Annotated in this window: 21 protein-coding genes; 10 read left to right on the top strand and 11 right to left on the bottom strand. The window is 68.1% G+C overall.

Translation table 11 applies throughout. The features are described 5' to 3' along the window. Positions 1–110: 110 nt before the first annotated feature. Positions 111–2,957, bottom strand: a complete 2,847-nt coding sequence (locus OIE13_RS21950) for a PEP/pyruvate-binding domain-containing protein (protein ID WP_326828641.1) — start codon at positions 2,955–2,957, stop codon at positions 111–113. Between the two features lie 369 nt (positions 2,958–3,326). Then, positions 3,327–4,022, bottom strand: coding sequence for a hypothetical protein (locus tag OIE13_RS21945; RefSeq protein ID WP_326828640.1), 696 nt, complete (start codon positions 4,020–4,022; stop codon positions 3,327–3,329). A 571-nt stretch (positions 4,023–4,593) separates the two neighbouring features. Here OIE13_RS21945 and OIE13_RS21940 point away from each other — a divergent pair. Both OIE13_RS21940 and OIE13_RS21935 read left to right on the top strand, forming a co-directional pair. After that, positions 4,594–5,829, top strand: a complete 1,236-nt coding sequence (locus OIE13_RS21940) for an NAD(P)/FAD-dependent oxidoreductase (protein WP_326828639.1) — start codon at positions 4,594–4,596, stop codon at positions 5,827–5,829. Positions 5,830–5,935: 106 nt separating this feature from the next. Then, positions 5,936–6,511: a GNAT family N-acetyltransferase gene (locus tag OIE13_RS21935; RefSeq protein WP_326828638.1), complete on the top strand. Its 576-nt coding sequence runs from the start codon at positions 5,936–5,938 to the stop codon at positions 6,509–6,511. Positions 6,512–6,615: 104 nt separating this feature from the next. On the opposite strand, the gene OIE13_RS21930 is transcribed toward OIE13_RS21935, so the two are convergent. Then, entirely contained in the window at positions 6,616–8,232 is a 1,617-nt protein-coding gene (locus OIE13_RS21930; protein WP_326636848.1) for a hypothetical protein, read from the bottom strand. A gap of 325 nt (positions 8,233–8,557) precedes the next feature. Here OIE13_RS21930 and OIE13_RS21925 point away from each other — a divergent pair, with 325 nt between their 5' ends. Beyond that, on the top strand, positions 8,558–9,160 hold the full coding sequence (locus OIE13_RS21925; protein ID WP_326636849.1) for an ATP-binding protein: 603 nt from the start codon (positions 8,558–8,560) through the stop codon (positions 9,158–9,160). A 213-nt stretch (positions 9,161–9,373) separates the two neighbouring features. Here the strand turns inward: OIE13_RS21925 and OIE13_RS21920 are convergent, their stop codons facing one another. After that, on the bottom strand, positions 9,374–9,784 hold the full coding sequence (locus OIE13_RS21920; protein ID WP_326828637.1) for an ATP-binding protein: 411 nt from the start codon (positions 9,782–9,784) through the stop codon (positions 9,374–9,376). Here OIE13_RS21920 and OIE13_RS21915 point away from each other — a divergent pair. The 4 genes from OIE13_RS21915 (at position 9,716) to OIE13_RS21900 (ending at position 13,380) form a co-directional block, all read left to right on the top strand. Next, the gene (locus tag OIE13_RS21915) at positions 9,716–10,048 is read left to right on the top strand and encodes a hypothetical protein (protein ID WP_326830338.1); all 333 of its coding nucleotides are present in this window, start codon (positions 9,716–9,718) and stop codon (positions 10,046–10,048) included. The genes OIE13_RS21920 and OIE13_RS21915 overlap by 69 nt on opposite strands. Positions 10,049–10,382: 334 nt before the next feature. Continuing rightward, the gene (locus OIE13_RS21910; RefSeq protein ID WP_326828636.1) at positions 10,383–11,234 is read left to right on the top strand and encodes a helix-turn-helix domain-containing protein; all 852 of its coding nucleotides are present in this window, start codon (positions 10,383–10,385) and stop codon (positions 11,232–11,234) included. Positions 11,235–11,248: 14 nt separating this feature from the next. Further along, positions 11,249–11,461 (top strand): DUF397 domain-containing protein, encoded by a 213-nt coding sequence (locus OIE13_RS21905; protein ID WP_326828635.1) that lies wholly within the window; start codon positions 11,249–11,251, stop codon positions 11,459–11,461. A 785-nt stretch (positions 11,462–12,246) separates the two neighbouring features. Further along, the gene (locus OIE13_RS21900; RefSeq protein WP_326828634.1) at positions 12,247–13,380 is read left to right on the top strand and encodes an acyltransferase family protein; all 1,134 of its coding nucleotides are present in this window, start codon (positions 12,247–12,249) and stop codon (positions 13,378–13,380) included. On the opposite strand, the gene OIE13_RS36780 is transcribed toward OIE13_RS21900, so the two are convergent. Continuing rightward, on the bottom strand, positions 13,305–13,481 hold the full coding sequence (locus OIE13_RS36780; RefSeq protein WP_442816074.1) for a hypothetical protein: 177 nt from the start codon (positions 13,479–13,481) through the stop codon (positions 13,305–13,307). The two genes, OIE13_RS21900 and OIE13_RS36780, sit on opposite strands and share 76 nt — an antisense overlap. 215 nt (positions 13,482–13,696) lie before the next feature. On the opposite strand from OIE13_RS36780, the gene OIE13_RS21895 reads away from it, so the two are divergent. Next, on the top strand, positions 13,697–14,914 hold the full coding sequence (locus OIE13_RS21895; RefSeq protein WP_326828633.1) for an MFS transporter: 1,218 nt from the start codon (positions 13,697–13,699) through the stop codon (positions 14,912–14,914). 150 nt (positions 14,915–15,064) lie between these two features. Here OIE13_RS21895 and OIE13_RS21890 read toward each other — a convergent pair whose 3' ends face one another. Further along, on the bottom strand, positions 15,065–15,616 hold the full coding sequence (locus tag OIE13_RS21890) for a RidA family protein (protein ID WP_326636865.1): 552 nt from the start codon (positions 15,614–15,616) through the stop codon (positions 15,065–15,067). Positions 15,617–16,664: 1,048 nt separating this feature from the next. Between OIE13_RS21890 and OIE13_RS21885 the strand changes: the two genes are divergently transcribed. Next, positions 16,665–17,936, top strand: coding sequence for an ATP-binding protein (locus tag OIE13_RS21885; protein WP_326636868.1), 1,272 nt, complete (start codon positions 16,665–16,667; stop codon positions 17,934–17,936). A gap of 59 nt (positions 17,937–17,995) precedes the next feature. Here OIE13_RS21885 and OIE13_RS21880 read toward each other — a convergent pair whose 3' ends face one another. From OIE13_RS21880 to OIE13_RS21865, 4 genes are all read right to left on the bottom strand, one after another. Continuing rightward, the gene (locus OIE13_RS21880; RefSeq protein WP_326636869.1) at positions 17,996–18,928 is read right to left on the bottom strand and encodes an acyl-ACP desaturase; all 933 of its coding nucleotides are present in this window, start codon (positions 18,926–18,928) and stop codon (positions 17,996–17,998) included. Positions 18,929–19,050: 122 nt separating this feature from the next. Next, positions 19,051–19,776 (bottom strand): DUF998 domain-containing protein, encoded by a 726-nt coding sequence (locus OIE13_RS21875; protein WP_326636871.1) that lies wholly within the window; start codon positions 19,774–19,776, stop codon positions 19,051–19,053. Between the two features lie 183 nt (positions 19,777–19,959). Beyond that, positions 19,960–21,183, bottom strand: a complete 1,224-nt coding sequence (locus OIE13_RS21870) for a glycosyltransferase (RefSeq protein ID WP_442811524.1) — start codon at positions 21,181–21,183, stop codon at positions 19,960–19,962. A gap of 11 nt (positions 21,184–21,194) precedes the next feature. Continuing rightward, positions 21,195–22,025: a DMT family transporter gene (locus tag OIE13_RS21865; RefSeq protein ID WP_326636873.1), complete on the bottom strand. Its 831-nt coding sequence runs from the start codon at positions 22,023–22,025 to the stop codon at positions 21,195–21,197. Between the two features lie 302 nt (positions 22,026–22,327). On the opposite strand from OIE13_RS21865, the gene OIE13_RS21860 reads away from it, so the two are divergent. Then, a complete protein-coding gene (locus tag OIE13_RS21860; protein ID WP_326636875.1) occupies positions 22,328–22,561 on the top strand; it encodes a lipocalin-like domain-containing protein in 234 nt (77 codons plus the stop codon). Here the strand turns inward: OIE13_RS21860 and OIE13_RS21855 are convergent. Continuing rightward, positions 22,498–23,127, bottom strand: a complete 630-nt coding sequence (locus OIE13_RS21855) for a DedA family protein (RefSeq protein WP_326636876.1) — start codon at positions 23,125–23,127, stop codon at positions 22,498–22,500. The genes OIE13_RS21860 and OIE13_RS21855 overlap by 64 nt on opposite strands. Positions 23,128–23,276: the final 149 nt, after the last annotated feature.

The following is a 23,276-nucleotide window of genomic DNA, read 5'->3' as shown; positions in this document are numbered from 1 at the left end:
CGTCCCCGCCGGCCGCGAGAATGCCACGGCTTCTCACGATCATTCCATCTGGTGGCGCGGAATCCAGGCCCGGCTCCCCCTCTCATCCGGCAGGGGCCCTGAGCCGCCGGTCAGGTGGTGACGACGCCGGAGGCGCCGTCGACGGTGATCTCCTGGCCGGTGACGATGTGCTTGGCCGCCCCGCTCACGCCCACGACGGCCGGGATGCCGTACTCGCGGGCCACCACGGCGCCGTGGGAATTGGCGCCGCCCATCTCCATCACCAGGCCGCCGGCGGTTAGGAACAGCGGGGTCCAGCCGGGGTCGGTGGAGGGGCAGACCAGGATCTCCCCGGGTTCCAGGTGCGCGCCGACCGGGTCGAGGACGACCCTGGCGCGGCCGGTGACGGTGCCCGCCGAAGCCGGGGTGCCGGTCAGCGCGCCGTCCACCGGTGCCCGTACGGCGATGGCCTCCGGTTCGGTGCCGTCCGACAGCAGGACGCGGGGGACGTGCCTGCGGCGCAGCTCGCGGGCGGCCTCCGCACGTCGCCGCGCCACGAGATCTCCCAGTGCGGGTCGTACGGCCACCTCGGACGGGTGCGCGCCGGCCTCCGCCGGGGCGGGGGCGGGCGTCGGCCTGTCACCGTCGGCCGTGGGCGCGCCGGCCTCCCGTGAGGAGGGGGCGGTGAGGGCCGCCCTGGCCTCGCGGAAGGTCAGGAAGAAGACGTCGTCGGCGCGGGACAGCAGGCCCCGGGAGGCCAGCTCGGCACCGACGGCCAGCAGCTCGGCCCGCATCGCGGCCAGGGCGGTCACCATGACGTACTTGGGCATCTCGCGTAGGCCCGCCAGCGCGCGGGTCCGGCCGAGCGCGAATCGGACGAGGCGCCCACGCAGTCCTCCGGCGCGCCCGCCCAAGGTCTTGATCATGAGCGTGGCCTCGGCGGCACCCCTGGCGAACAGCGCGTCGGGGGCCAGGGCGGGATCCTCCAGCCGCAGGTAGTTGGCGAGGACGCCGATGATGTGGGTCGGATCCTCTGACCAGCGTGGCAGCCCGAGGTCGATCTCGGCGACCGCCCTGACGCCGTAGACGGAGAGGAAGTCCGCCAGACCACTTCCCAGCACGCCGGGCAGTGTTCCCGCGTGGAAGCGCTCGGCCAGCTCGGTGGCGGGGGCGCCCAGCAGCAGGGAGGCGGCCTCGCCGTCCTCGCGGACGCGGGTGGCCAGCCGCCACAGTGCCAGGTCCATCTCGGTGGTCACGTTGTGCGGGAGCCCGCGCAGCACCGTCTCCAGCTCATCGGGCCTGACCCGGTCGCCCAGCACCAGGGCGGCCAGGCCGAGCATCGCGAACCCGGCGGCGGCGGCCGGGGCGATGGTCGGCAGCAGCGGGAAGATCTGGCCGCCCAGCATCCGCTCGACATGGTCGAGACGCTCGGCCGGGGTGGCGCCCCGCGGTGCCGGGAGCCGCCCCCGCAGACGCTCCCGGAGCAGCTCCACGTCCCGGTGCGCCGAGGCGGGGGCGCGCAGGGCCCGCACGGCGCGCCGCGGGATGTGGAAGCGGGCCGCGATCCTGACCGCCCGGCGCAGGGGCGGCCGGAGCGAGGGCTGGATGACGCCGAACCGGGGGTCGTCGAACAGTCCGCGCAGCACCTTCGCGGACCTGGCCTCCATCACGTCGAGCACCTTCGGGAAGGCCACCCGGCCCACCCGGCTGCGGATGAGGCCGGTGACGTCGAAGAACAGCCGACCGCCCGCCTCGGTGACGGGCGGGGCGCCGGCCAGCCGGTCGGCCACCGGCGTCCCCAGCATCTCGAACACCGATGACGACAGCAGCCTGAAGGCCGACATGCCCATGGGGGTGATCGGCCGGTACAGCCCCTGGGCCAGGCTGAAACAGAAGTAGATCCGGGTGTCGCCGGGCACGGGACCTCCGGACGACTCCGCGTGGTGGGGGATCGGGTAGAGGGTGGTTATGGGGCGCGCCTGGGTCAGCCAGAGGACTCCGGCGGCGTCGATCGCCCACTCGATGTCCTGAGGTGTCCGGTAGTGCCGTTCGACCCGGTCGCCGAGCTCGGCCAACGCCCCCAGTTGCGCGTCGGTGATGCAGGCGCTCTCCACGGGGTCCGCGGGGGTCTCGACGTGCTCGACGCCGCCGCCCGCCAGTGACCGTACGGCCACCAGCTTGTCTCCCAGGCGGCGCTCGGTGATCCGGCCGGTGGCGGTGTCGACCACGAAGTGGTCGGGGTTGACCGCGCCGGAGACCACCGCCTCGCCGAGACCGGGACTGGCGTCGATCACCGCCTCGTGCCGCCGCCCGGTGACCGGGTTGGCGGTGAACATCACCCCGGCCGTCTCGGACTGGACCATCTTCTGGATGACCACCGCCAGGCGCACCGCACCGTGGCCGATACCGTTCGCGGCCCGGTAGGCGACGGCCCGGTCGGTCCAGAGCGAGGCCCAGCACCGCCGGACCGCGTCCAGCACGGCGTCGGCGCCGATCATGTTGAGGTAGGTGTCCTGCTGTCCGGCGAAGCTGGCGTGCGGCAGGTCCTCGGCGGTCGCGGAGGAGCGGACCGCGACGGGGCCGTTCGCGCCGCCCCTCACCGTGTCCGCGATGTCGTCGGGGACCGGCGCGGCGAGCACGATCCCGCGGGCCTTCGCGGCCAATGCGTTCAGGGCGGGGATGTCCCCGGCGGGCGTGGTGGCGAGCGCGGCGAGCACGTCCTTCAGGGCGGTCCGTTCGGTGACCCTGCGGTAGGCCTCGGTGGTGACGCACAGGCCCGGGGGAACGGGGAGCCCGGCGCTGGTCAGCACGCCGAGATTGGCCGCCTTGCCACCGACCAGCGGCAACATCTCCGCCCCGATGTCCTCAAATTTCAGGATGAGGGGTGGGGGCACGTCTCCCCGAGGCAGCGGGGGCCGTGCCGGAGGCGTCGTGGGTGGGATGTCGTCGGCCGGCCGGTCACGCTCCATGCCGTCCATCGGGCCGCTCCCTGCGTCGCTGCGTCTGATGCGTGCTGCAACATTAGGCCGGAGAGGCCAATAAATCAACAAGTGATGAATTATCTGTCGCGTCCGCCAGGCCAGGACTCGTCATGCCCGTCCCGCCGACGCTCAAGGAGCTCGGGGTTCGCGCGCCGGGTCCGTCACCGGCACGCCGGGGATGCCGGGGAAGCCGGGAAGCCGGGAAGCCGGGAAGCCGGGAAGCCGGGAAGCCGGGGAAGCCGGGAAGCCGGGGAAGCCGGGATGCCGGGATGCCGGGGATGCCGGGGAAGCCGGGAGATGACACGGCGGCGGCGCCGGCCTGGTGAGGCCGGCGCCGCCGCGAAACGCGAGTTCGGGAGTCGGTCCCTAGCCACCCCATCCGAGGAGCCAGACCTGGCCGTTCGCCCCGTAGCGGTTCTTCTGCCACGGGTATGCCCGGGAGGAGCACACGCCCGTGTAGGGGTTGTAGGAGGTGCAGAAACGCCATCCGTCCGTGACGTCCCAGACGTTCCAGCCGACCCCGTACGCCTGGATGTTCTGGCAGCCCTCGTACATGTAGCTGGGAAGGTTGGTGCTCCCCGTGCAGCTCGCCGAGGTGTACGTGACCTGGGCGCCGTTGCCGCACCACGTGTGATAAGCGGCCCCGTTGCGACCGGGGGCCCCGTACGTGGTGGTCAGGTACCAGCAGCCCGACGTGAAATTACTGGAGGTGTTGGAGAACTGCCTGGCGGGCGACAGGATGCCGCTGGCGAACTTGCCCTGGTTGGTGTCGACGATCCGGGGAGGGGTTTCCTGCTGGAGGGACATGTCGATGTACTTGTCCAGCCCCCTCCTGCGAATCTCGTCGGCGGTCAGGGCGCGTGCCGTGGGCCTGGGGGGCGGGTCGACCCGCTGGATCATGGAGGTCGGTGAGCCGTCCGGGGAGGCCGGCTGGACCGTGGAGGCCGGCGAGCCGTCCGGGGAGGTCGGCGGGACGGGTGAGAAGGCTCCGAGGCTCAGGACGGCGGCCGCCGCGAACGCGCAGCTGACCGTGGCTCGGGCGAATCGTCGCTTCAATGGCATGCGGCATGCTCCTTATCAAAACGGCGCGCCGCGGGCCGGGGCATAGGCATTCCCGTCCACGGTGCGAGCTTGATGGCGTAGGAAATATATAGGCCCCCCTTTCCTGGAGTGCGGAATCTGGTTTCCGGCAGGGTAAACGAAAATTTCCTCGGGTAATCGACTGGAAGCCTTGCGCGACCTCGCCGCCTGTGATTCCGCATACCTGGCCCGGTCACAAGGGAACCCAGTGTGACATGCACGAAAGGGATTATGGAGGATCGGCGTGTTTTTCCGGCAGGCGGCTCGCATGCCTTTCTTGTGAATTCCCGAGAGTAAGTGGATCGTGTCCCGGCCGCGCTTCTTTCGCTGATTTACCGTCCGTTTTGGGGACGTGTTCCGACAAGCGTGCTCAATCCCGTACCGGGGCCGGGAACCGGTTGTGCGTTTCCCCGGAGGGTCCCCCGGCGCCCGCCACTCCGATGCCCCGCCCCGAGGCCGGTCGGCCGTCGACCCCGCCCTCCGTCCCGACGCACGGGAACCGGGCTTCTCGCGATCGTTGGAACCGGCGTGGGAATCGGATAGGAAGGGGAACATGACTACCGAGCAGACGTTCGTCATCGTCGGAGCGGGCCTGGCCGGGGCCAAGGCGGCGGAGTCCCTGCGCCAGGAGGGCTTCTCGGGCCGGATCACGCTGATCGGAGCCGAGACCGAGCTGCCGTACGAGCGCCCCCCACTCTCGAAGGGCTACCTGCTCGGCAAGGAGGAGAAGGCCAAGGTCTACGTCCACGACGAGGGCTGGTACGCCGACAACTCGGTGGAACCGCTGCTCGGACGCCGCGTGACGGACCTCGACCGGGCCGCGCACCAGGTGGAACTCCACGACGGGCGGCGTATCCGGTACGACAGGCTGCTCCTCGCTCCCGGCGCCTCACCGCGCCGCCTCACCGTGCCCGGCGCCGACCTGGACGGCGTGCACTACCTCCGCAGCCTCGACGACTCGGAACGGTTGCGTGAGGCGATCCGCGGCGGAGGCAGGGTGGCCGTCGTGGGCGCGGGCTGGATCGGGCTGGAGACCGCCGCGGCCGCCAGGGAGTACGGCTGCGAGGTGACGATCGTCGAGCCGAGGGCGGTGCCGTTGCACGCCGCACTCGGCCCCGAACTGGGGGCCTTCTTCGCCGACGTGCACCGGCGGCACGGCGTCGACCTGCGGCTCGGCCGCGAGGTGACCGGGCTGCTGGGCTCCGGACGCGTCACCGCGGTTGCCATCGACGACGGGGAGGAGATCGCGGCCGACGTGGTGATCGTCGGTGTCGGCGTGAGCCCCAACACCGAACTCGCCGAGCGGGCCGGCCTGACGGTGAAGAACGGGATCGTCGTCGACGAGTCCCTCCGCACCGACGACCCCGACGTCTACGCCGCCGGTGACGTGGCGAACGCGTTCAACCCCCTGTACGGCACCCGCATCCGCGTCGAGCACTGGGCCAACGCGCTGAACGGGGGCCTGACCGCGGGTAAGGCCATGCTCGGCAGGCAGGTCGTCCACGACCGGCCGCCCTACTTCTTTACCGACCAGTACGACGTCGGCATGGAGTTCTCCGGCTGGTTCGCGCCCGGCGGATACGACTCCGTGGTCATCCGCGGGGACCTGGAGGCGGGGGCCTTCCACGCCTTCTGGCTCGCCGAGGGGCGCGTCGTGGCGGGCATGCACGTCAACCAGTGGGACGAGGGCATCGCACCGGCACAGGATCTGATCCGCAGCGGTGCGACAGTCAGCCCCGACCGGCTCGCCGACCTCTCCGTACCGCTGACCGACGTCACGAAAGTCTGACCCGCCGCCTCGCCCTCGGCACGGGAACCGGGGCGGCTGCCCCGCCCGTCCACGGGTAAGAAACCGCCCCAAGGGAAGGCGGTTCGAAGGAGGCGAGGAGGCGGGCATGGCCCCCACCGAAAACATGATCATAGAGACGCGCGGCCGCCGGGAGTCGCTCGCGCTGTCCGGGACGATCTGCGACCTCTATCAGGCGGTGTTCTCACTGCCGCCCTTCAGCGGGAACGACGCGGAGTTCGCCAACCAGCGTTGCTACTTTCCCAAGCTGGTCGACCGGCCCGGATTCCGGCTGACCACCGCGCGATCCGGCCCCGAGTTCGTCGGGTTCGGGTACGGATACCTGCTGCCCGCCGACGCCCGCTGGTGGACCGGGCTGGCCGAACCGGTCGACGAGGAGTTCGCGACCGAGACCGGGACCAGGACGTTCGCCGTCATCGACTACGGCGTGCTGCCCGGCTGGCGCGGCATCGGGATCGGGCACCGGATCCACGACGAGCTGATCGCCGGATCCGGTGCCGAGCGGGCGACACTGTCGGTGCAGCCCAGGGCCGCACGGACCCAGGCGATCTACCGGCGGTGGGGATGGCGGAAGGTGTCCCACAAACTGCTGGACCCGCCGATCCCCGCCCCGGTCTTCGACATCCTGGTGCTGGAGAAGGTGCCCACGGCACGCCGCCGGTGAGCCGGTTCGTCAGGCGACTCGTCAGCCGATTCGTCAGCCGATTGGACAGGCGACTGGTCGGCTGATTCGTCAGCCGTTGGACAGCCGGTTCGTCAGCCGGTTCGTCAGGCGATGAGCTGGAGGGCGTGCAGCTTCTCGTCCAGGGCGGCGACCTGGCGGGTCCTCGCCCACGGATTCAGCGTCTCGCGGACCTCCACCACCGAGCGGGCCAGCCGCGGCGAGGTGTTCCGGCAGGTGAGGCGGGCGGCCTCGCCGATCTGCTCGCACGCCTCGTCGATGGCGCGCAGCCGCAGGTACCCGCGCGCCAGGTCCAGGCGGCTGAACGCCAGGTTACGGACGAACGCCGGGTCGATCTGGGTCAGGGACCGGGCGGCCATCTCGACCGCGGTCTGGGCGTCGCCCATGTCCAGCAGACACTTGGTCTTGGTCGACAGATGCTGCCCGTCGCCGTAGAAGTAGAGCAGCTTGCTCCCCACATCCCCCTCACCCGCGTGGCCGAGCTCGCGAAGGGCCTGGTCCAGGCTCCTCATGCACCGGGCGTGGTCCTTGTGACGATCGGTCTTGGCCGAGCGGCGCAACACCGCCGAGTAGGCGCGAGCACCCACGTCACACGCGTACGACACCAGCAGTTTGCTACCGGCCCGCTGCCCCCAGGCCAGCGCGCCCAGAGCGTGCTCGACACCCTGGCGGGGATCGCCCTGCCAGGTGGCCAGCTGCGACCAGTTGGCCAGGACGAAGCTGTTCATCGCGTCGTTGTCGGCCCGGTGCGCGGCAGACTTGGCCTGCTCGTAGTAGTAGTTCGCCCCGTTGAAGTCGTTGAGATTGAACAGTACCCAGGCGGTGAACCGGCAGATGTTGGCCAGCAGGTACAGCAACCGCTCGCGCACCTCGTCCGTCGACGCGGCCGGGATCAGCGACCGCACCAGGTGCTGCTGGGCCAGCACGGTCCCCAGCACCGACTGGGGGCCGAGGCGGTCCTCCTGGCGCATGCAGTGGTGCAACACCGCGTCGATGTGGTCGACCGTCGCCTCGTCCACCCGGGACGGCTCGGCGGCGATCAGGGCGAGCCGGTCGAGCTCGTCGTCGTTCAGCCGGTCCAGCAGCGGAGAGGCCGCCGCCGCGGCCGCCGCGGCCCTGACCAGGGCCAGCACGTCGCGCCGATTCATGGACGCCGCCCACTGGGCGAGAGCCCGTACGAGGGCGTCGTACTCCTCCTCGCGGCTCGTCCCGACCGGCGCGGGTCCGGCGGGCGCGGGTCCGGCGGGCAGGGCCGCCAGCACCCCCTGGATATCTTCGCGGCAGAGGCTGCCCGCGGCTCCCGCGGCCACCAGTTCCCGCCCCCGGAGTCGGGTGGCCGGGGCGTTGTGCTCGTCGGCATCGCGGTGGTCTTCACCGTCGACCAGGTCGGCGGTGCGGCATTGATAGATACGGGCCAGCCGGTTCAGACCGGCGATCGGCGGCTCGTTGCCGGTGGGGCCGGGCCAGGCCTCCCACGACCCGAGCTTGCGGGTCGTCAGTGGCTCGTTCGGCCAGTACTCGTTCCATAGATGGCAGACCTTGGCTTGTGTGAGTCGATGCGCCTCCCGGAAGCCCTGGCGGGAGTTCAGGTGCCAACGCCGCTGGAATTCAGCTGCGACCTCGGCCCACGTGCAACCACGCTCACGGAGCTCAGCGCTGAAGATGTCCATCTGCTGCTTGACGCTGCGCGGTGCACGTGGCATCGGCTCGGCCCCTCCCGGCGGGTCCTCCGGTGGCGATTCTTCGGGCCGAACGTTACTGGTCGATCACGTTCGGTGACGGCAGAGTGCAGAAATCAGCGGCCAGATCGCCGATCCTTGCAACGCCCTCGCTGTACGGAGTGACTTGAGCTCCGACAGTGACGAACAGACGTGGTCTCGTCGCCTGTTTCCGGCACGCTCCGCGCAGGAGGGTTGAGACAACGCCGGAGCCGTTGGATTCGCGTGATCTCACAGCTCGGGCGGGGCGTCCCTATCTGCGCCGGGGACGCGTGACCGAATCTCCGTTGAACCTCTCTGGAGCCATCTCATGACCGTGCTCCCCGTCGAACGGCCGGGACCGATGTACTCACCGTTTCACCCTGATCTGGGCGCCCCCGATGACCTGTCCCTGGACGCGGCCGAGCTGCGACTGGCGGCGCAGCCGGCCGCGGCCTCCCAGGCCCGCGACTTCACCCGCACGCAGCTGCGCAGGTGGGGTCTGCGGGAGCTTTCCGATGTCTGCGTCCTGGTCGTCTCGGAGATGACCACCAACGCCATCAAGGCCACCGCCGTCCCGCATGCCCCGGACGGCTACGCCTGCCCGCATCCCCTGGCCGCCTGCGCCTGCTCGCAGGCCGACGAACCGTACCCGATCGTGCTGCGCCTCCGCCTCACCACCGTGGGCCTGTTCGCGGAGGTCTGGGACAGTTGCGACGGCGAACCCCGGCTCGCCGAGGCCGGAGAGGACGACGAGAGCGGCCGGGGCCTGCTGCTCGTCGGCGTCTGCACCGATGAGTGGGGCCACTACCGGTCACCGGCCAGGGGGAAGGTCGTCTTCGGCCGCTGGGCTCTGCCGTTCGCCCGGCACGACCTGGACGCGGTGCCCCGGCAGCCGCCCGCGTACTCCCGGATCCGCACGGCGCGTACGTGACCCGACAGGGGCGTTCCGGGGGACCTGACGGCGGGGATGCCGAGATACCGTCCCGTCCCGCGCCGTACGGGGGTGTCGACCCAGGCCCCCGGGACACGATCACTCGCGACGACACCGAGGCCGCCGAGCTCCGGCCACTGCCTCGCCGACGGCGCCTGACCGCGGAGGAGTTGGTCGCCCGCCACCGTCGGCTCCCGCGCGTGAACCATGAACTCATGCGCCAAGAGGCCGACGAGTTCTTCGGCACGGCCGCAATGAGACCGGTCCTGAAGACCGGGATGGGGCTACCTGAATGAGATCGGGATGCGGAAGATCATCCTCGGCGGGCATCGTGGGTGAGGTGGCGCGCAGACCACCTCCCGTCGCTATCGCAGGAGTCCATACAGCAGCGCGATCCACATCGCGTCCGCCGCCGCTGTCGAGGTCGGTGTCCGGGCAGACCCGGGGGCGCTGTCCGGTGCTGGATCCGGCGTCGATGACGTCGATGTGGAGCGTTCCATTGTGATGGGCGACGGCTACGGTGATCCGGCCGTCGGGGGTACGGCCTGAGTCGGAGTGACGCACCGAGTTGGTGACCAGCTCGGTGAGCAGGAGCAGCGCGTCGTCGGCGTACGGGTGGCCCACACCGTCGAGCAGGTCACGGACGTAGCTGCGAGCTTGCGGGACGGCGGCGACCTACGCGGGAAGCTCGATCTGCCCGAGCAGCCCGAGCGTGCTCATCGCGCTACCTGCACGATCTGCTTGAAGACTCCCCTGGCCCATGCCCTGGTCCGAGCACCCCGATGGCGGCTTCGGATCCGGGTGAAGGCTGAGGTGGGGCCGTGCTGCCTGGCCGCGAGCCTGCGATCCGGCGACAAGAAGATCTCCATGCTCGGCTCCCGACCGTGAGAGAGCCGGACCACGGAGTCGAACCCAAGCTCGTTCAATTCCCAGCCCAACTCCATCAGGTGAATGAACTGCTGTTCCGTATCCGGTGTTGTCACCGATCCTGCCCTTCGTCGGCTCGGTCGGCCCGAGCGGGGAGGTAGCGAGACGTTTGATCGATCGCCTCGTCTGGAGCTCAGATGGCGAGAGCTTGATCCCTTTGACCATCTGTATCGATTCGGTTGCCTACCGTGAAGGGGTGCGGCGTGTTGGTAACACAAAATGATGCATAAGTTACGGAGCGTACGCAACATGTTGCGTAGACACCGACCGCGACGATCCCGCTACTCTTTGCCGCATGACTCAACGGCGACAGACTCCAACCGCTCGCCTGCGACGGCTCGCAATGGAACTACGACAACTCAGAGAGCGCTCAGGCTTGTCCCGCGAGCAAGTAGCCGACGCCACTGAGATCAACCGTGCCACCCTGTACCGCATCGAGATGGCCCAGGCGAAACCTCAGGTGCGGACGCTACGTGCGCTGCTCAACGTGTATGGCGTGCCGGAGGATCACCAAAACGACCTGATCGCGATCTTGAAGCTGGCCAAGGAGGAGCACTGGCTGCGAGTCGCCTCGGAGAATCTGCCCGATCAGTACGCCACCTATATCGGGTTCGAGAGGGAGGCGGCAGGGGTGCTCAACTACGAATCGTCGTTCGTCCCGGGCCTGCTGCAAACCGAGGCGTACGCACGGACGGCGATCCCAGCTGGCGCTCCGGAATTACCGGCAGCAGAGGTCGAAAGCCGGGTGGCGGCCCGCATGGCTCGCCAGGCCAAGCGCGATCCGTTGCCGACCATTGAGGCGATCATCGATGAAGCGGTGCTGTGCCGTCGTGTCGGTAGCCCCGAGATTATGCGTGAGCAACTGCAGCGCTTGCTCAACGAGAGCGAACAATCCCATGTGACGTTGCAGGTGATCCCGTTCGGAGTCGGTGTTCATCCGGGGATGCATGGATCATTCGTCATCCTTCGGTTTGCTCAGGACGTGCATGATGTCATCTATATCGAGGCGAGCACAACAGACCTCTTTTTGGACAGCGAGAAAGACATAAGACGATATAATCTGATGTTCAAGCACCTCCAGGCCATAGCAGCCACCCCAGATGAGAGCCGCGACCTCCTGGCTCGTGCGCTCGCAGACGTGAACTGAGAGGAGGTGCGGGAGTGAACAAGGAACTTGATCTTTCCCGTGTCGAGTGGCGGACCAGCAGCCTCAGCGGCTCGAACGGTCAATGCGTTCAGGTCGCTTTTCTCGGCGAATATGTAGCCGTGCGTGACAGCAAGCACCCCCAAGGACCCACGTTGATCTTCCGGCCGAGTCAGTGGAGCGTGTTCATCTCCGGACTCAAGAGCGGCGAGACCGTTCAAAATGCATGAATGAGACCGGTCTCGAGACCGTGATGGGGCCTCTGAGCCGCAACAAGGCTGGCCCGGAGGACCGGCCCTGGGGCCGGACTGGAGCGCGGTTGTCGGGTACGGCGTGTACCGCGACGGGGTCCCGCAATGAGGCCGGATTGGAGCGGAAGGTCGGAGAGTCGGAGCGGTCCGAGCTGTATGCGGGGCATCACGATGTTGCCCGCACCGCCGACCGGCTGATACCTGGCCTGCACCACCAGCGCCGTGTGCTTCCTGTCATCGCCGAGCGCGTCCAGAAGACGTGCCGAAAGACTCGTGCTCACCGCGAACACCTCCTTGTGTTGCCTGACGGCGAGAAATCGATTGGCGAAAGAGTGGCAGGCGGGACCGACAGAATCGGACCCACCTGTGATGTCGGTGGCCATGAAGTCGAACAGCCGGCTTGCGCGGGAGGGCATCGAGGCCAGGCCGGTTCACCGGATGGACCATAACCTTTCGGTTTTTTTCGGTCCTGTCATCTGCATATAACGGATATCCGAATATTGAGAATGATCAACCGGCGTGCGGGGCAGGGATCGTGGCGCCCTCGAACAATGATCTAGTTCCAGGTTTTGTGTCTACCCGATAATTGCCATTAATGGTGACTAAATCCTTGAAAGCTGCCGATTGTCGGCGCATCCCTGGCGGATATGGCAAAGTGTTTCATTGATATCGGTAGGCGTGGGGGAACTGTCCAGGCGGTGTCGGGTCCGGGGTTGCCCTTCGATTACCTGTACGGGGAGTTAACGTTTAGCGACCGAGGTAAAGTGGATCATCCCCCCTTTCGAAGCGCGGCTGCGGAGAGTGACAGTTCCTCCGGCCCGGTTTCGGAGACCGAGCGGCATCGCACCCCGCGGCGTGACCGGCTCTACGAAATCGACGCACTCCGTATCACCGCGGCCGTCTCGGTGGTGGTGTACCACTACGTCTTCTCCGCGTACGCGGGTGGCATGAGCAAGGTCGAATTCCCCGTCGCGGGTGAGATCGCCAGGTTCGGTTACCTGGGCGTGGACATGTTCTTCATGATCAGCGGTTTTGTCGTGCTGCTCAGTGCCTGGGATCGTCGGCCGGGAGCCTTCCTGGTCTCGCGGATCGTCCGGCTCTATCCGGCCTTCTGGGTCGCGGTCACGATCACCGCGCTGGTCTCGGTCACGCTGGGTATGGGCAAGTACCCCGTCACGCTCGTGCAGTACCTCGCCAACCTGACGATGTTCAACTCGTTGCCCGACATCCCCAACGTCGACGTCGTCTACTGGACGCTGTGGGCCGAGATCAGGTTCTACGCGCTCATCTTCGTGCTCGCCTGGATCGGCATCACCCGAGGCCGGGTCATCGGGGTGCTGTGGGGCTGGCTGGCGTTGACCTTCCTGCTGCAGAGCGGACTGCTGCCCGCCTCGGTCCACTCACTGGCCGACCTGGTGGTGCAGTCGCAGTTCTCGCACTACTTCATCGCGGGTATGGCCTTGTGCATGGTCTACCGGTTCGGCCCGTCCTGGCAGCTCAGCGCGATCGTCCTGATCTCCTTCGGCAACGCCGTCTACCGGGGCATCGAGTTCGCCGGCAAGGTGGGCACCCGCTACCACACCGAGATCGAGAGTGCCGTCGTGGTGGCCGTCATCGTCGCGATCTTCATCGTGATGTTCCTCGTCTCGCTCCGCGTCACCCAGCGGCTCGGCCGCCCCTGGTTCGCCATCGCCGGAGCCCTGACCTACCCGCTGTACCTGATCCACGCGCACGTCGGCTTCATTATCTTCGACCGGCTCGGTGACATCGTGCAGCGGCATGTGCTGCTGGTCGGGATGCTGGTGCTGATGTGTCTGGCGGCCTACGCCATCAACATCGCGGTCGAACGTCCGCTGGCACCCCGGTTGAAACGGCTCCTTACCCCGATCTCCACGTAGTTGCGGACAGTAGGTGTGGAGATGCTCAGTTCGGACCCGAGCCGACTGAGGTTGAGTAGCCCTCCGGTCTGCGCCGCGAGGAGCGCGAGGAGTCTCCGCATGTCGCTGGTGCGCTCGATGTCCGCGCTCATCTGGCCGGGGTGCGAAGGAGGAGGGCCGGTCCGTGGCATAGGCTAGGTGATTGTTGCGTTCCACAGGACGCATGCAATGACCGCTCGGCGGCCGCGAAAGCGGTATCACCCCGGTCGAAGCCCACCACCCCCGGTGGGCTCCCGAGCCGGGCGGGGTTTCCGTCTGGATGTTGGACGGAGATCTGTTGAAGTCGTACCTTGCCGTGCTCGGCTCCCCCGGAGCGTGGCGCTTCCTCGTTCCCGCGTTCCTCGCGCGCCTGCCGTACGCGATGCTCCAGCTCGGCATCCTGCTGCTCGTGCAGTGGTCCACCGGCTCGTACGGCGTGGCGGGTGTCGCCGCTGCCGCCGCCGCAGTGGCGGCGGCGCTGGCCGGTCCGCAGACCGGGCGGCTGGCCGACAGGTACGGTCAAGCGAAGGTGCTGTTCCCGCAGGTCGGCCTGCATGCCGCCGCGCTGGGCACGCTGCTCCTGCTCGCCTCCACCCATGCTCCGGCCCTGGCGCTGGTGGTCGTCGCGGCACTGGTCGGTGCCTCGGTGCCGCAGATCGGTTCGATGGTCCGGGCCCGCTGGGCGCACATGCTCGGCGGCTCCGGCAGGCTCGATGCGGCCTTCGCCCTGGAGTCCATCACCGATGAGCTGACCTTCACCCTCGCCCCGGTGCTGCTGGTGGCCATCTCGACCGGGTTCTCACCGGTCTGGGCGTTGCTGCTGGCGCTGGTCATGATCGTGACCGGGACGTTGCTGTTCGCCCTGGTCGGCAAGGGCGCTCCCGAGCCGATGCCGGTCCGGGTCCGTGCCCAGCGCGGAGTGCTCCGGCTGCGGGGGGTGGCCGTGCTCGCGGGTGCCTTCGTCGCCATCGGCACCGTCTTCGGTAGTCTCCAGGTCGGCGTCACCTCCTACACCGCCGCACTCGGCCAGGCCGGAGCGGCAGGGCCGATCTACGCGACCTTCTCGGGGGCCAGCTTCGTCGGCGGCATCCTCTACGGCGTCGTCCGCTGGCGGGCGGTTGCCCCGATCCGTCTCGTGGCGGGCGTCGGACTGCTCTCCGCAGCCACGGCCGTCCTGACGCTCGCCACTTCCATCCCCATGCTGTATGGCGGAGCCGCTCTGGCCGGGTTCGTCATCGCCCCCGCCGTGATCACCGGCTACACGCTGGTCGAGGCCCTGGTGCCCAGCGAGGTCAGGACCGAGGCGTTCACCTGGCTCACCGGTGCGATCGGACTGGGCATCGCGACCGGCGCCGCCGTGGCCGGTCAGCTCGTGGACCGCTTCGGCGAGGCCCTGGCCTTCCTGGTCCCGCCGATCACCACCGGCCTGGCGGCCGTGCTCATCCTGATCTTCCTCCGAACCCTGAGGCCCGCCACCCAACGCTCACAGCCTCGCGAACTGGCTCCAGCCGCCTGAGGCATGCCTACTGAGGCGATCATAAATATTGAGATTTTCCGGAGGTCCAGGTGGTCCGCCTGCCACTCCAGCAGGGCCGACGCGCCTTCCGATCTTCTCAAAAGTCCCAGAACTTATGATCGGCTCAGTAGTTCGGGTTCGTGCCGGGCTTCAAGGCAGTGCCCGGCAAGCGGTCACCTCGATCTCAATCATGAGTCCGGGAAGAAGTAGCTGGCTCACCTGGATTGTCGTCGAGGTCGGGAACGGCCCGTTAGCGTAGATGCTCTTGCGATACGGCAAGGCGTTGATCAAGGCGGATGTATCGGTTACGTACATGTTCTCGCGCACGACATGGCGAAAATCGAGGGAGTATTTGGCCAGGCTCTCCTTGATGCGCTGGTAGATGAATTGCATCTGAGCGGCCAGGTCGCCGGGGGATACAGGGTTGAAATCCGTGTCGAGGGCCGCCGTACCCGATAGCCACAGAGTGTTGTCCACCTGGACGCCCTGGGAGTAGCCGAGGGAACGTTGCTGGGACTTCCAGTAGTAGAAGAGATCGGTGCGTCTGGACGACGACGCCGCGGCTGCCGACGCGTCGGGGGTGACGAGTTGGCTGGCGACAGCGGCTACTCCCGCAGCGCCGACGCCGGTCAGGAGGCGGCGGCGGACTGCTCCGCTGTTGAGTAGGGCGTCATTTGAGTTCAACTCGCTCTGAGAGCTCATCTTTGCGCATCTCCTGTGGTGAGGGGTGTTGTTGTTGGACGTCGGCTCCTATGGGCAGCGGGGAAAAAGCCAGGGGGCGACCATCGCAACACGCGCTGCGCTGCATTTAAAAGCGCAGGCGAATCTAATCTTCGTGAGAAACGAGAGTGAAAATGATTTGCTGCTCACTGGGGGGAGAGCAGCACCGTCTCGGACGAGCCGGGAACCCGTAAGTAGTCATTGGTGTGACTCGTACCCATGCCAAGACCTCCTGGCCGTTATTTCGGTTGCCCGAATCCGGCACATCGGCAGATCTGAAACTCTTGGGAAGAGTGTTTGTCCGCTACGGGGCTGTAGTCAAGGCCTGTGAGCCAAGATCTTTTAGGGGTTGTTGGCAGAGGATTGCTGAACCTGAAAGCTCGACGTGACACGCGATCATGCCTATGACCTGCAGTGACAGGCGCGTTCTGCGTAACGTTGACCTTTGATCATCAGTACGCTAAGGCTGGCCCGGCGCCGGCAGCACCCCACCCGACACCGCCGACGCCGCCTGCCAGGCCGGCGCGATCACCATCTCCAGTCGCCGCCCGGCCGGCCCACCGTACGATCCGCAGCAGCCGGTTGCCTTCATCGTCATCGATCTCACGTACGTGAACCCGTTCAGCCACCCGCAGAGTCTGAAGCGATCGCGCCGGCCAAGGTAGGACCTTAATCGGCGTGTCACCACGAAACAGGGCAAACCCAAGCTGCTACGGCATGGGCTCTCCACCTGCTGCGAGGGTCTGGGATGGACGGCGATCGCCCCTGTCCTCACGCTAGGGAAAACACGTCCAAATGGACACGACTTGTGCGTTCAGCAGGACGTGGATTGTGTGGCTGATCGGATGTGACTTGTGTGTTCAATGGAATGTGAGTTGTGTGGCTGATCGGATGTGACTTGTGCGTTTGGTGGGGCGTTGGTTGTGTGGCTGATCGGATGTGACTTGTGTGTTCAATGGGACGCGGATCATGCGGCTGATCGGACATGAAATGCTCGTCTGATCAGTCATCATGGTGGCACGATTGGAGCATGTCTGAGCTGGTCACGCCACTCGGAAGGGTGGTCAGTCGTAATGCCGAGCGCCTGGTTCGTGAGGCGCTCGCCGACACCCGAGTAGTGCTGATCAACGGAGCGCGGCAGTCGGGAAAGAGCACGCTGGCCGCTCTCATCGCGGGCTCTAGGGAGAGTTCGTTCACTCGGAGCCTGGACCGTCCGGAGAACCTCACCGCCGCGCAGGAAGATCCGAACACATTCGTAGAGCATTCAGGTCTGCTCGTCATCGACGAGATGCAGCACGCGCCGGAACTTCTGAGCTCCATCAAGTATCAGGTGGATACCGACTCCCGCCCGGGCCGGTTCCTGCTGACCGGGTCGGCGAGGGTGCTCGGTTTGAAATCTCTCCCCGACGCACTGCCCGGGCAGATGGAGACGATCGAACTCTGGCCCTTCTCACAGGGAGAGATCGATGGCGGAGCAGACGATTTCGTGGATTCTGTCTTTCATCTGGCGGACGGCCCGCTTCCGCGCCTGCCCGGTGAAAGCCGGCGCGCCTTGGCCCTGCGCATCGCTAGAGGCGGGTTTCCTGAGGCGGTCGCTCGCCCCGACCCCCGGCGCAGACGCCGTTTTCTCGCTTCATACGTCAATACGTTGATCGAGCGAGACATCCGGGATCTGTCCGATATCTCAAATCCTGTCGATCTACGTCGGCTGCTCCAGCTCGTGGCGGCCCGGACAGGGCAGTTGCTGGTAACAGCGAATCTGGCTTCAGACCTGAGTGTCTCGGCCAAAACGGCACAACGATATTTGGATCTCTGTGAAGAGATCTTCCTCATCAAGCGGGTTCCCGCGTGGTCGAGCAGCCTGGCGACCAGAACGATCGGGACTCCGAAAGTCGCGTGTGCCGACTCGGGGATCGCCACGTATCTTCTCGGGCTGGACGAGAACAGGCTGGCATCCGGGGGGGATCTCTTCGGACCGCTCCTGGAGGGCTTCGTCCTGATGGAGTTGGCGCGGCAGCTCAGTTGGGCGGAAGAAGAAGTCCGGCTCTTTCATTACCGCACCAAGGACCAGGTGGAGGTCGACGCTGTGCTTGAGACAGCCGACGGACGCGTCGCCGGTGTCGAGGTCAAGGCGAGCGCCACGGTCAGGAGTGGCGATTTTCGCGGCCTTCGTCTGCTGGAACGCCAGACGGGCGACGCGTTCGCGGCGGGGGTCGTCCTCTACACCGGCGATCAGTCCCTGAGTTTCGGTCCCAGGTTGAAGGCGTTGCCGGTCAGTGCGCTCTGGCGGCTGCGACTCTGACGCGGAGCACAGTGGGGGAGAGGGACCGCCGCGTGGCGGTCCCTCTGGGCGGGACGGTGTCAGAGGCCGGCGGCCTGGCGGGCGCGGCGGGCCTCGCGGCGCTCGACGAAGCGGGAGGCGGTGGTCTCCAGGCGGTCGAGGAATTCGGAGAGCTCCTCGCGGGCCTTCTCACCCTCGGGGCCGAACTCCTTCATGTTGAAGACGTCCCACTGGCGCAGGACCGGCTGCAGGACGTCGTCCATGTGCAGGCGCAGGTCGTAGATTCCGGCGTTGGCGATGGTCATGGCCTTGCGGGTGAAGCCATCGATGCCGGTGCCGGGCATCTGGAAGGTGGTGACGACGTCGGTCACGGCGCGCATGGTCTGGTCCGGGGCGAGCTGGAAGGCCGCGTTGAGCAGGTTCCGGTAGAAGAGCATGTGCAGGTTCTCGTCGGCGGCGATCCTGGCGAGCAGGCGCTCGCAGTTCGGGTCCTCGGAGGCCTTGCCGGTGTTGCGGTGCGAGATGCGGGTGGCCAGTTCCTGGAAGGAGACGTAGGCGACCGAGGCGAGCACGCCCTCGTAGGAGTTGCTGAAGCCCTCGCTCATGTGCACCATCCGGGCCCGCTCCAGCGCGACCGGGTCGACCGCGCGGGTGACCGTCAGGTAGTCGCGGATGGCGGTGCCGTGGCGGCCCTCCTCGGCGGTCCAGCGGTGGACCCAGGTGCCCCATGCCGCGTCGCGGCCCAGGGTCGTGGCGATCTCATGGTGGTAGCTGGGGAGGTTGTCCTCGGTCAGCAGGTTGACGATGAGGGAGACGCGAGCCTCTTCGGGGATCTTGGTGTCTGACTCGTCCCAGGCGTCCCCGTCGAAGAGGCCGTCGTAGTTCCGGCCTTCCGACCAGGGCACGTACTCGTGCGGGAACCACTCCTTGGCCACCTTGTGGTGCCGGTCCAGCTCCCCCGCGACGACGGGCTCAAGCTCGAGCAGCAGCTCGGTCTCACTGAACTTTCGCATCAGGCCTCTCCCTCAAAGACTACGCAACCGTAACCTACGTTAGCGTAGGTAAGACCTTGCCGGGTACGTGCGACACGTCTCATTTGCTCGCTCGTGAGCGATCGGAGGGAGGGGATTTGTCGTCAGCCGAGGCCTATCGGCTGGTGAGGGCGCCTGGCATCGTCCGGGCCGGGCTGGATGGGAACCGTCACACCCCGGTCGTTCCCCGGCTTCCGGTGGTCGAGGCGACCGGTCACGCCGTCGCCCTCCCGGTGTCCTGATCGCAGGGCGGCGAGGAAGACCAGCGTCATCTCGGCGAGCAGCAGCAGGCGCTGCGCCAGGCCGTAGTGGTCGGGGCCGCCGATCAGATCCGAGATCAGCGAGCCCGGGTGGGCGGCCAGGAACCAGGCCAGCAGCACCACGGAGGCGACAGCGGCCCCCGCCAGTGCCCGGCTCCCGGACCGGCGGCCGAGCATCCACCCCGCGCAGGGGAGCGCGGTGAAGACCACGGCAGCCGACCAGCGGTGGATCTCCCCGCCGATCGAGGTGACACCGGGCGCCGCGTCGGTGGGGAACGTGGCGGTGAGCAGGAGTCCCAGTGCCGAGGCGACGAACAGTGCGCGCGCCGCGGCGCCGCGCACCGGGTCCACCCGGGCCAGCAGGTAGGCGACCCAGAGGCAGCCCATGGCCAGGGCGATCGTGCCGCCGGCCATCACCCAGGCGCTGTCGCCGCGCAGTGCGTACTCGCTGACCAGGCTCTTCGTCGGGTTCACCGCGCCTGCCGAGACCATGTGCGCGTAGCCCATCGCGGCCAGGGCGAGCAACGGACCGGCCACGCCCGGCAGCCGGGACGACGGGTTCTCGTTCATCGCGCCGCCTCACGGTGAGTCGCTGTGGAGTTCATCGCCCCGCCTCCCGATAAATCGTCTCGGAGTTCATTGGATCGCCTCCGGTGCTCAGCCCCGGAGTTCACCGCGCCATGTCCTGGTAGATCACCGCGGAGTTCGTCGCCCAGGCTCCCGGCGCCCCGCCCCGGAGTTCGTTTCGAGGGGTCACCGCGCCGCCTCCCGGTAGATCGCCTCGAACCTGGCCAGGGAGGCATGGTGGTCGTGGGTCAGCGCGATGGCACGGCTCGCGGCGCCCATCGAGGCGCGCAGTCCGGGGGAGGCGAGCAGCGTGGTCAGGTGCCGTGCCAGCTCCTGGACATCGCCCGGTGAGAACAGGCCGCCGTTCTCGCCGGGCCGTACCAGGTGCGGCAGGGCCATCGCATCGGCGGCGACGACCGGCAGGCCGGTGGCCATGGCCTCCAGCGTGGCGATGCTCTGCAGCTCCGCGACGCCCGGCATGGCGAAGACGTCGGCGGCGGCGTACGCCTGGGGCAGAGCCTCGTCCGGTACGAACCCGAGGAAGGTCACCCGGTCGCCGACCCCGATCCGGTCGGCCAGCCTGGCGAGCGAGGCCTGCTGCCCACCGGTACCGACCAGTGCGATCTGCGCGTCGGCGCCGTTGAGCACGTGCGGCAGGGCGCGGATGAGCTCGTCCAGCCGCTTCTCCTCGTCCAACCGGCCGACGAACAGGATCGTGTCCCGATCGGGCAGGCCGAAAGCCCCGCGCGCCCACGCCTTCGGCTCGGCACGCGGCTGGAACCTCGCCAGGTCGATGCCGCAGGAGACGGGCTCCACCGGCGGGCCGAAGCCCTTCGCGGTGAGCAGTCCCGCCGCGATGCCGGTGGGCGTGGTGACATGGTCCGCCCGGGAGAAGACCCGGTTGAAGTCCTTCCAGGCCAGCGCGCCCGCTTTGGTGCGGAGCCGTTCGGGGATGTGCGCGAACTGGAAGAGATTGTCCGGCATGAAATGGTTGGTCGCCACGACGGGGATGCCGGCACGCCGGGAGGCGGAGATCGCCGCGCGGCCGACGATGAAGTGCCCCTGCGTGTGGACCACGTCAGGGGAGATCTCGCTGATGAGCCGGTCCAGCCGGGTCGGCACCGCGAGCCGCATGGTCGGGTGGACCAGCGTCGGCGCCGAGCGCAGCCGGTGCACGGTCACCCCCTCCACCTGCTCGGTCCTGGCCGGCCCGAAATCCGAGGCGCACACCACGTGGACCTCGTTGTCCCGCTCGGCCAGGCCCCGGGCCAGCCGGTGGGTGAAGTAGGCGGCGCCGTTCACGTCCGGTGGGTAGGTGTCGGTGGCGATCAGCACCCGGCGAGGCCGGGTGGGAAGGATGGCGGGGGCCCGCGCGGGGATCGGCAGGGCGGTGGCGGACGGCATGGCCATCAAGACTCCGTTCATCGTGCTATCGCGTCGTGCGATGGGGACATCGGGGTGGTACGGGCCAGTGAGACGGTTCCGGCGGCGGTGAGCGCCGCCGCCGCCAGTGCGGTGAGCACCGCCGCCACGCCGGTCGGCAGTGGTTCACCGAGCAGGAGGGCGCCGAAGACGACGGCGGTGAGGGGGTCGGACACCTGGAGGGCGGCGAAGGCGACGCCGAAGTGGCCGACGGCGTAGGCGCGCTGGAGCAGGGCCAGTGCGATCAGGGCGGGTATCGGGACGGCGAGCAGGAACCAGAACTCCCCGTCGCCGTCGACCAGGACACGGGTGAGCGTGGCGGTCGCGCCGTACAGCACGCCCGCGCCCATGGCGAGCAGGCAGGCTCTCGCGGCGGGTGAGGCGTATCTGGACGCGGCCCACAGCGCCAGGGCGGCGGCGGCCGCCCCCGCGAGCAGGGCCGCCGCCGCCCCGCTGCCAAGGTGTGGGTCGCCGCCGTGGTCGGGCACGACCAGCACCAGGCCGATCAGCCCGATCGCGATCACCGCCGCGGAGGCCAGCTCGCCCGGCCGGGGTCTGCGACGTTGCAGGGCGGCGGCACAGGGCAGGGCGAACAGGAGGCTGGCCACGCCCATCGGCTGGACCACGGTGAGCGGGCCGTACTTCAGCGCGACGACGTGCAGGGCCGTGCCCGCCGCGATGGCCAGGCCGCCGAGCAGCCATCTGGGGCGTCGGACAAGCTGCCTCAGCACGGCACGGGACGTGCTCGCCGCCTCGAACTGCTGCAGCGCGGCGCCGAGTGCGAAGAACAGTGACCCCAGCAACGCCAGGCCGGCCGCCAGCACAGTCATGCGCACTCCTCCCAACCAGATGAAGCCACGGCGAGATGACCGGATCGCCTCTGGGAGGCGTCCGGTTAGGGTCTCGCGATGAACACTGGAAGCGTCCCGTGGAAGGAGACACCGGAGCCATCGGGGTTTACCCTGACTTCGCAGGGAATTCCCCGGGATTCGCATCGGGGCTGTTGCTAGTGGCCCCATACCGAACGTTGACCGGGAAACCCGCAGCGGGGAACAGACGTTCCGGCCCGGAAAAGCCCGGTCAAGGTTCGGAGACGCCCCTAGCCGGATTCTCTTTTCGTAGTTTCGCGGGCATGGATCTCGTGGGTGCCTGGCGCCTGGTCGAGTGGCGGATCGTCAGCGCCGTGGGCAGGGTTTCGCACCCCATCGGCACCGACGCGGTGGGGCTGCTCTGCTACACCCCCGACGGCCGCATGAGCGTGACCATCGCGCGCCGGTCGAGCCTCGCCGTCCCGGTCCGCCGTCAGTCACCGGAGGTGACCAGGCTCGCCTGCGGCTCCGCCGGGACTCGATGCCGGCGCAGGTAGCGGACGGCCTCGACCACGGCGGTGATCGTCACGGCGATTCCCAGACCGAGCAGCAGGCCCTTGAACGGGTCGTTCTCGAAGGCCACGCCGCCCACGTAGCCGATCAGTCCCGAGTAGAGCGCCCAGGACAGCGCGGCCACCGCGTCGAAGAGGGCGAACGAGCGCCGAGGGTAGGCGACCGCGCCCATGGTGAGGGTGCAGGCGGTCCGGCCACCCGGAATGTAGCGGGCCACCACGAGGATCAGGCCGCCCCGCTCCGCCAGTGCCCGCTCCGCCCAGGCGAACGTCTTGCGGCTGCGCCTGCCGTTGCGCAGCCGGTTGCCGGCGCCGCGCCCGATGGCGTACGAGATGTGGTCGCCCGCGAACGCGCCCAGCGCGGCCACCGCGATGACCAGCGGCAGGTCGGGCGCGCCGGTGGCGGCGGCGAACACCCCGGCGGTGATCACGGATGTCTCCGCCGGCACCACGGGGAAGAACCCGTCGAGTAACGCCAGCGCGAACAGTGCCAGATAGATCCAGGGAGATGCCATCGCATCGTGCAGAGTGTCAAGGATTGCCTGTGTCACGCCGGGCTCCAGTCGGGGGCGGGGATGTCTCGCACGGAACGCTGACACCCCGGTGATCCCCGGGTATCCGGGAGAACCCCCGAGGTCTCCGGTCATGTCCCTGAGATCACCACGAAATCCGTCACATCGACCCTAGGAACCGGGCGGAG

The organism is Streptosporangium sp. NBC_01810 (genome assembly GCF_035917355.1).
GTDB lineage: Bacteria > Actinomycetota > Actinomycetes > Streptosporangiales > Streptosporangiaceae > Streptosporangium.
This window is presented reverse-complemented; position numbering and strand designations above follow the sequence as displayed.

Coding starts and splice junctions, on each gene's coding strand:
- OIE13_RS21860 (WP_326636875.1), top strand. CDS start 22,328: ATGGATCTCGTGGGTGCCTGGCGCCTGGTCGAGTGGCGGATCGTCAGC.
- OIE13_RS21910 (WP_326828636.1), top strand. CDS start 10,383: ATGACTCAACGGCGACAGACTCCAACCGCTCGCCTGCGACGGCTCGCA.
- OIE13_RS21880 (WP_326636869.1), bottom strand. CDS start 18,928: ATGCGAAAGTTCAGTGAGACCGAGCTGCTGCTCGAGCTTGAGCCCGTC.
- OIE13_RS21940 (WP_326828639.1), top strand. CDS start 4,594: ATGACTACCGAGCAGACGTTCGTCATCGTCGGAGCGGGCCTGGCCGGG.
- OIE13_RS21865 (WP_326636873.1), bottom strand. CDS start 22,025: ATGACTGTGCTGGCGGCCGGCCTGGCGTTGCTGGGGTCACTGTTCTTC.
- OIE13_RS36780 (WP_442816074.1), bottom strand. CDS start 13,481: ATGCGGAGACTCCTCGCGCTCCTCGCGGCGCAGACCGGAGGGCTACTC.
- OIE13_RS21945 (WP_326828640.1), bottom strand. CDS start 4,022: ATGCCATTGAAGCGACGATTCGCCCGAGCCACGGTCAGCTGCGCGTTC.
- OIE13_RS21935 (WP_326828638.1), top strand. CDS start 5,936: ATGGCCCCCACCGAAAACATGATCATAGAGACGCGCGGCCGCCGGGAG.
- OIE13_RS21885 (WP_326636868.1), top strand. CDS start 16,665: ATGTCTGAGCTGGTCACGCCACTCGGAAGGGTGGTCAGTCGTAATGCC.
- OIE13_RS21950 (WP_326828641.1), bottom strand. CDS start 2,957: ATGGACGGCATGGAGCGTGACCGGCCGGCCGACGACATCCCACCCACG.
- OIE13_RS21875 (WP_326636871.1), bottom strand. CDS start 19,776: ATGAACGAGAACCCGTCGTCCCGGCTGCCGGGCGTGGCCGGTCCGTTG.
- OIE13_RS21890 (WP_326636865.1), bottom strand. CDS start 15,616: ATGAGCTCTCAGAGCGAGTTGAACTCAAATGACGCCCTACTCAACAGC.
- OIE13_RS21870 (WP_442811524.1), bottom strand. CDS start 21,183: ATGGCCATGCCGTCCGCCACCGCCCTGCCGATCCCCGCGCGGGCCCCC.
- OIE13_RS21925 (WP_326636849.1), top strand. CDS start 8,558: ATGACCGTGCTCCCCGTCGAACGGCCGGGACCGATGTACTCACCGTTT.
- OIE13_RS21930 (WP_326636848.1), bottom strand. CDS start 8,232: ATGCCACGTGCACCGCGCAGCGTCAAGCAGCAGATGGACATCTTCAGC.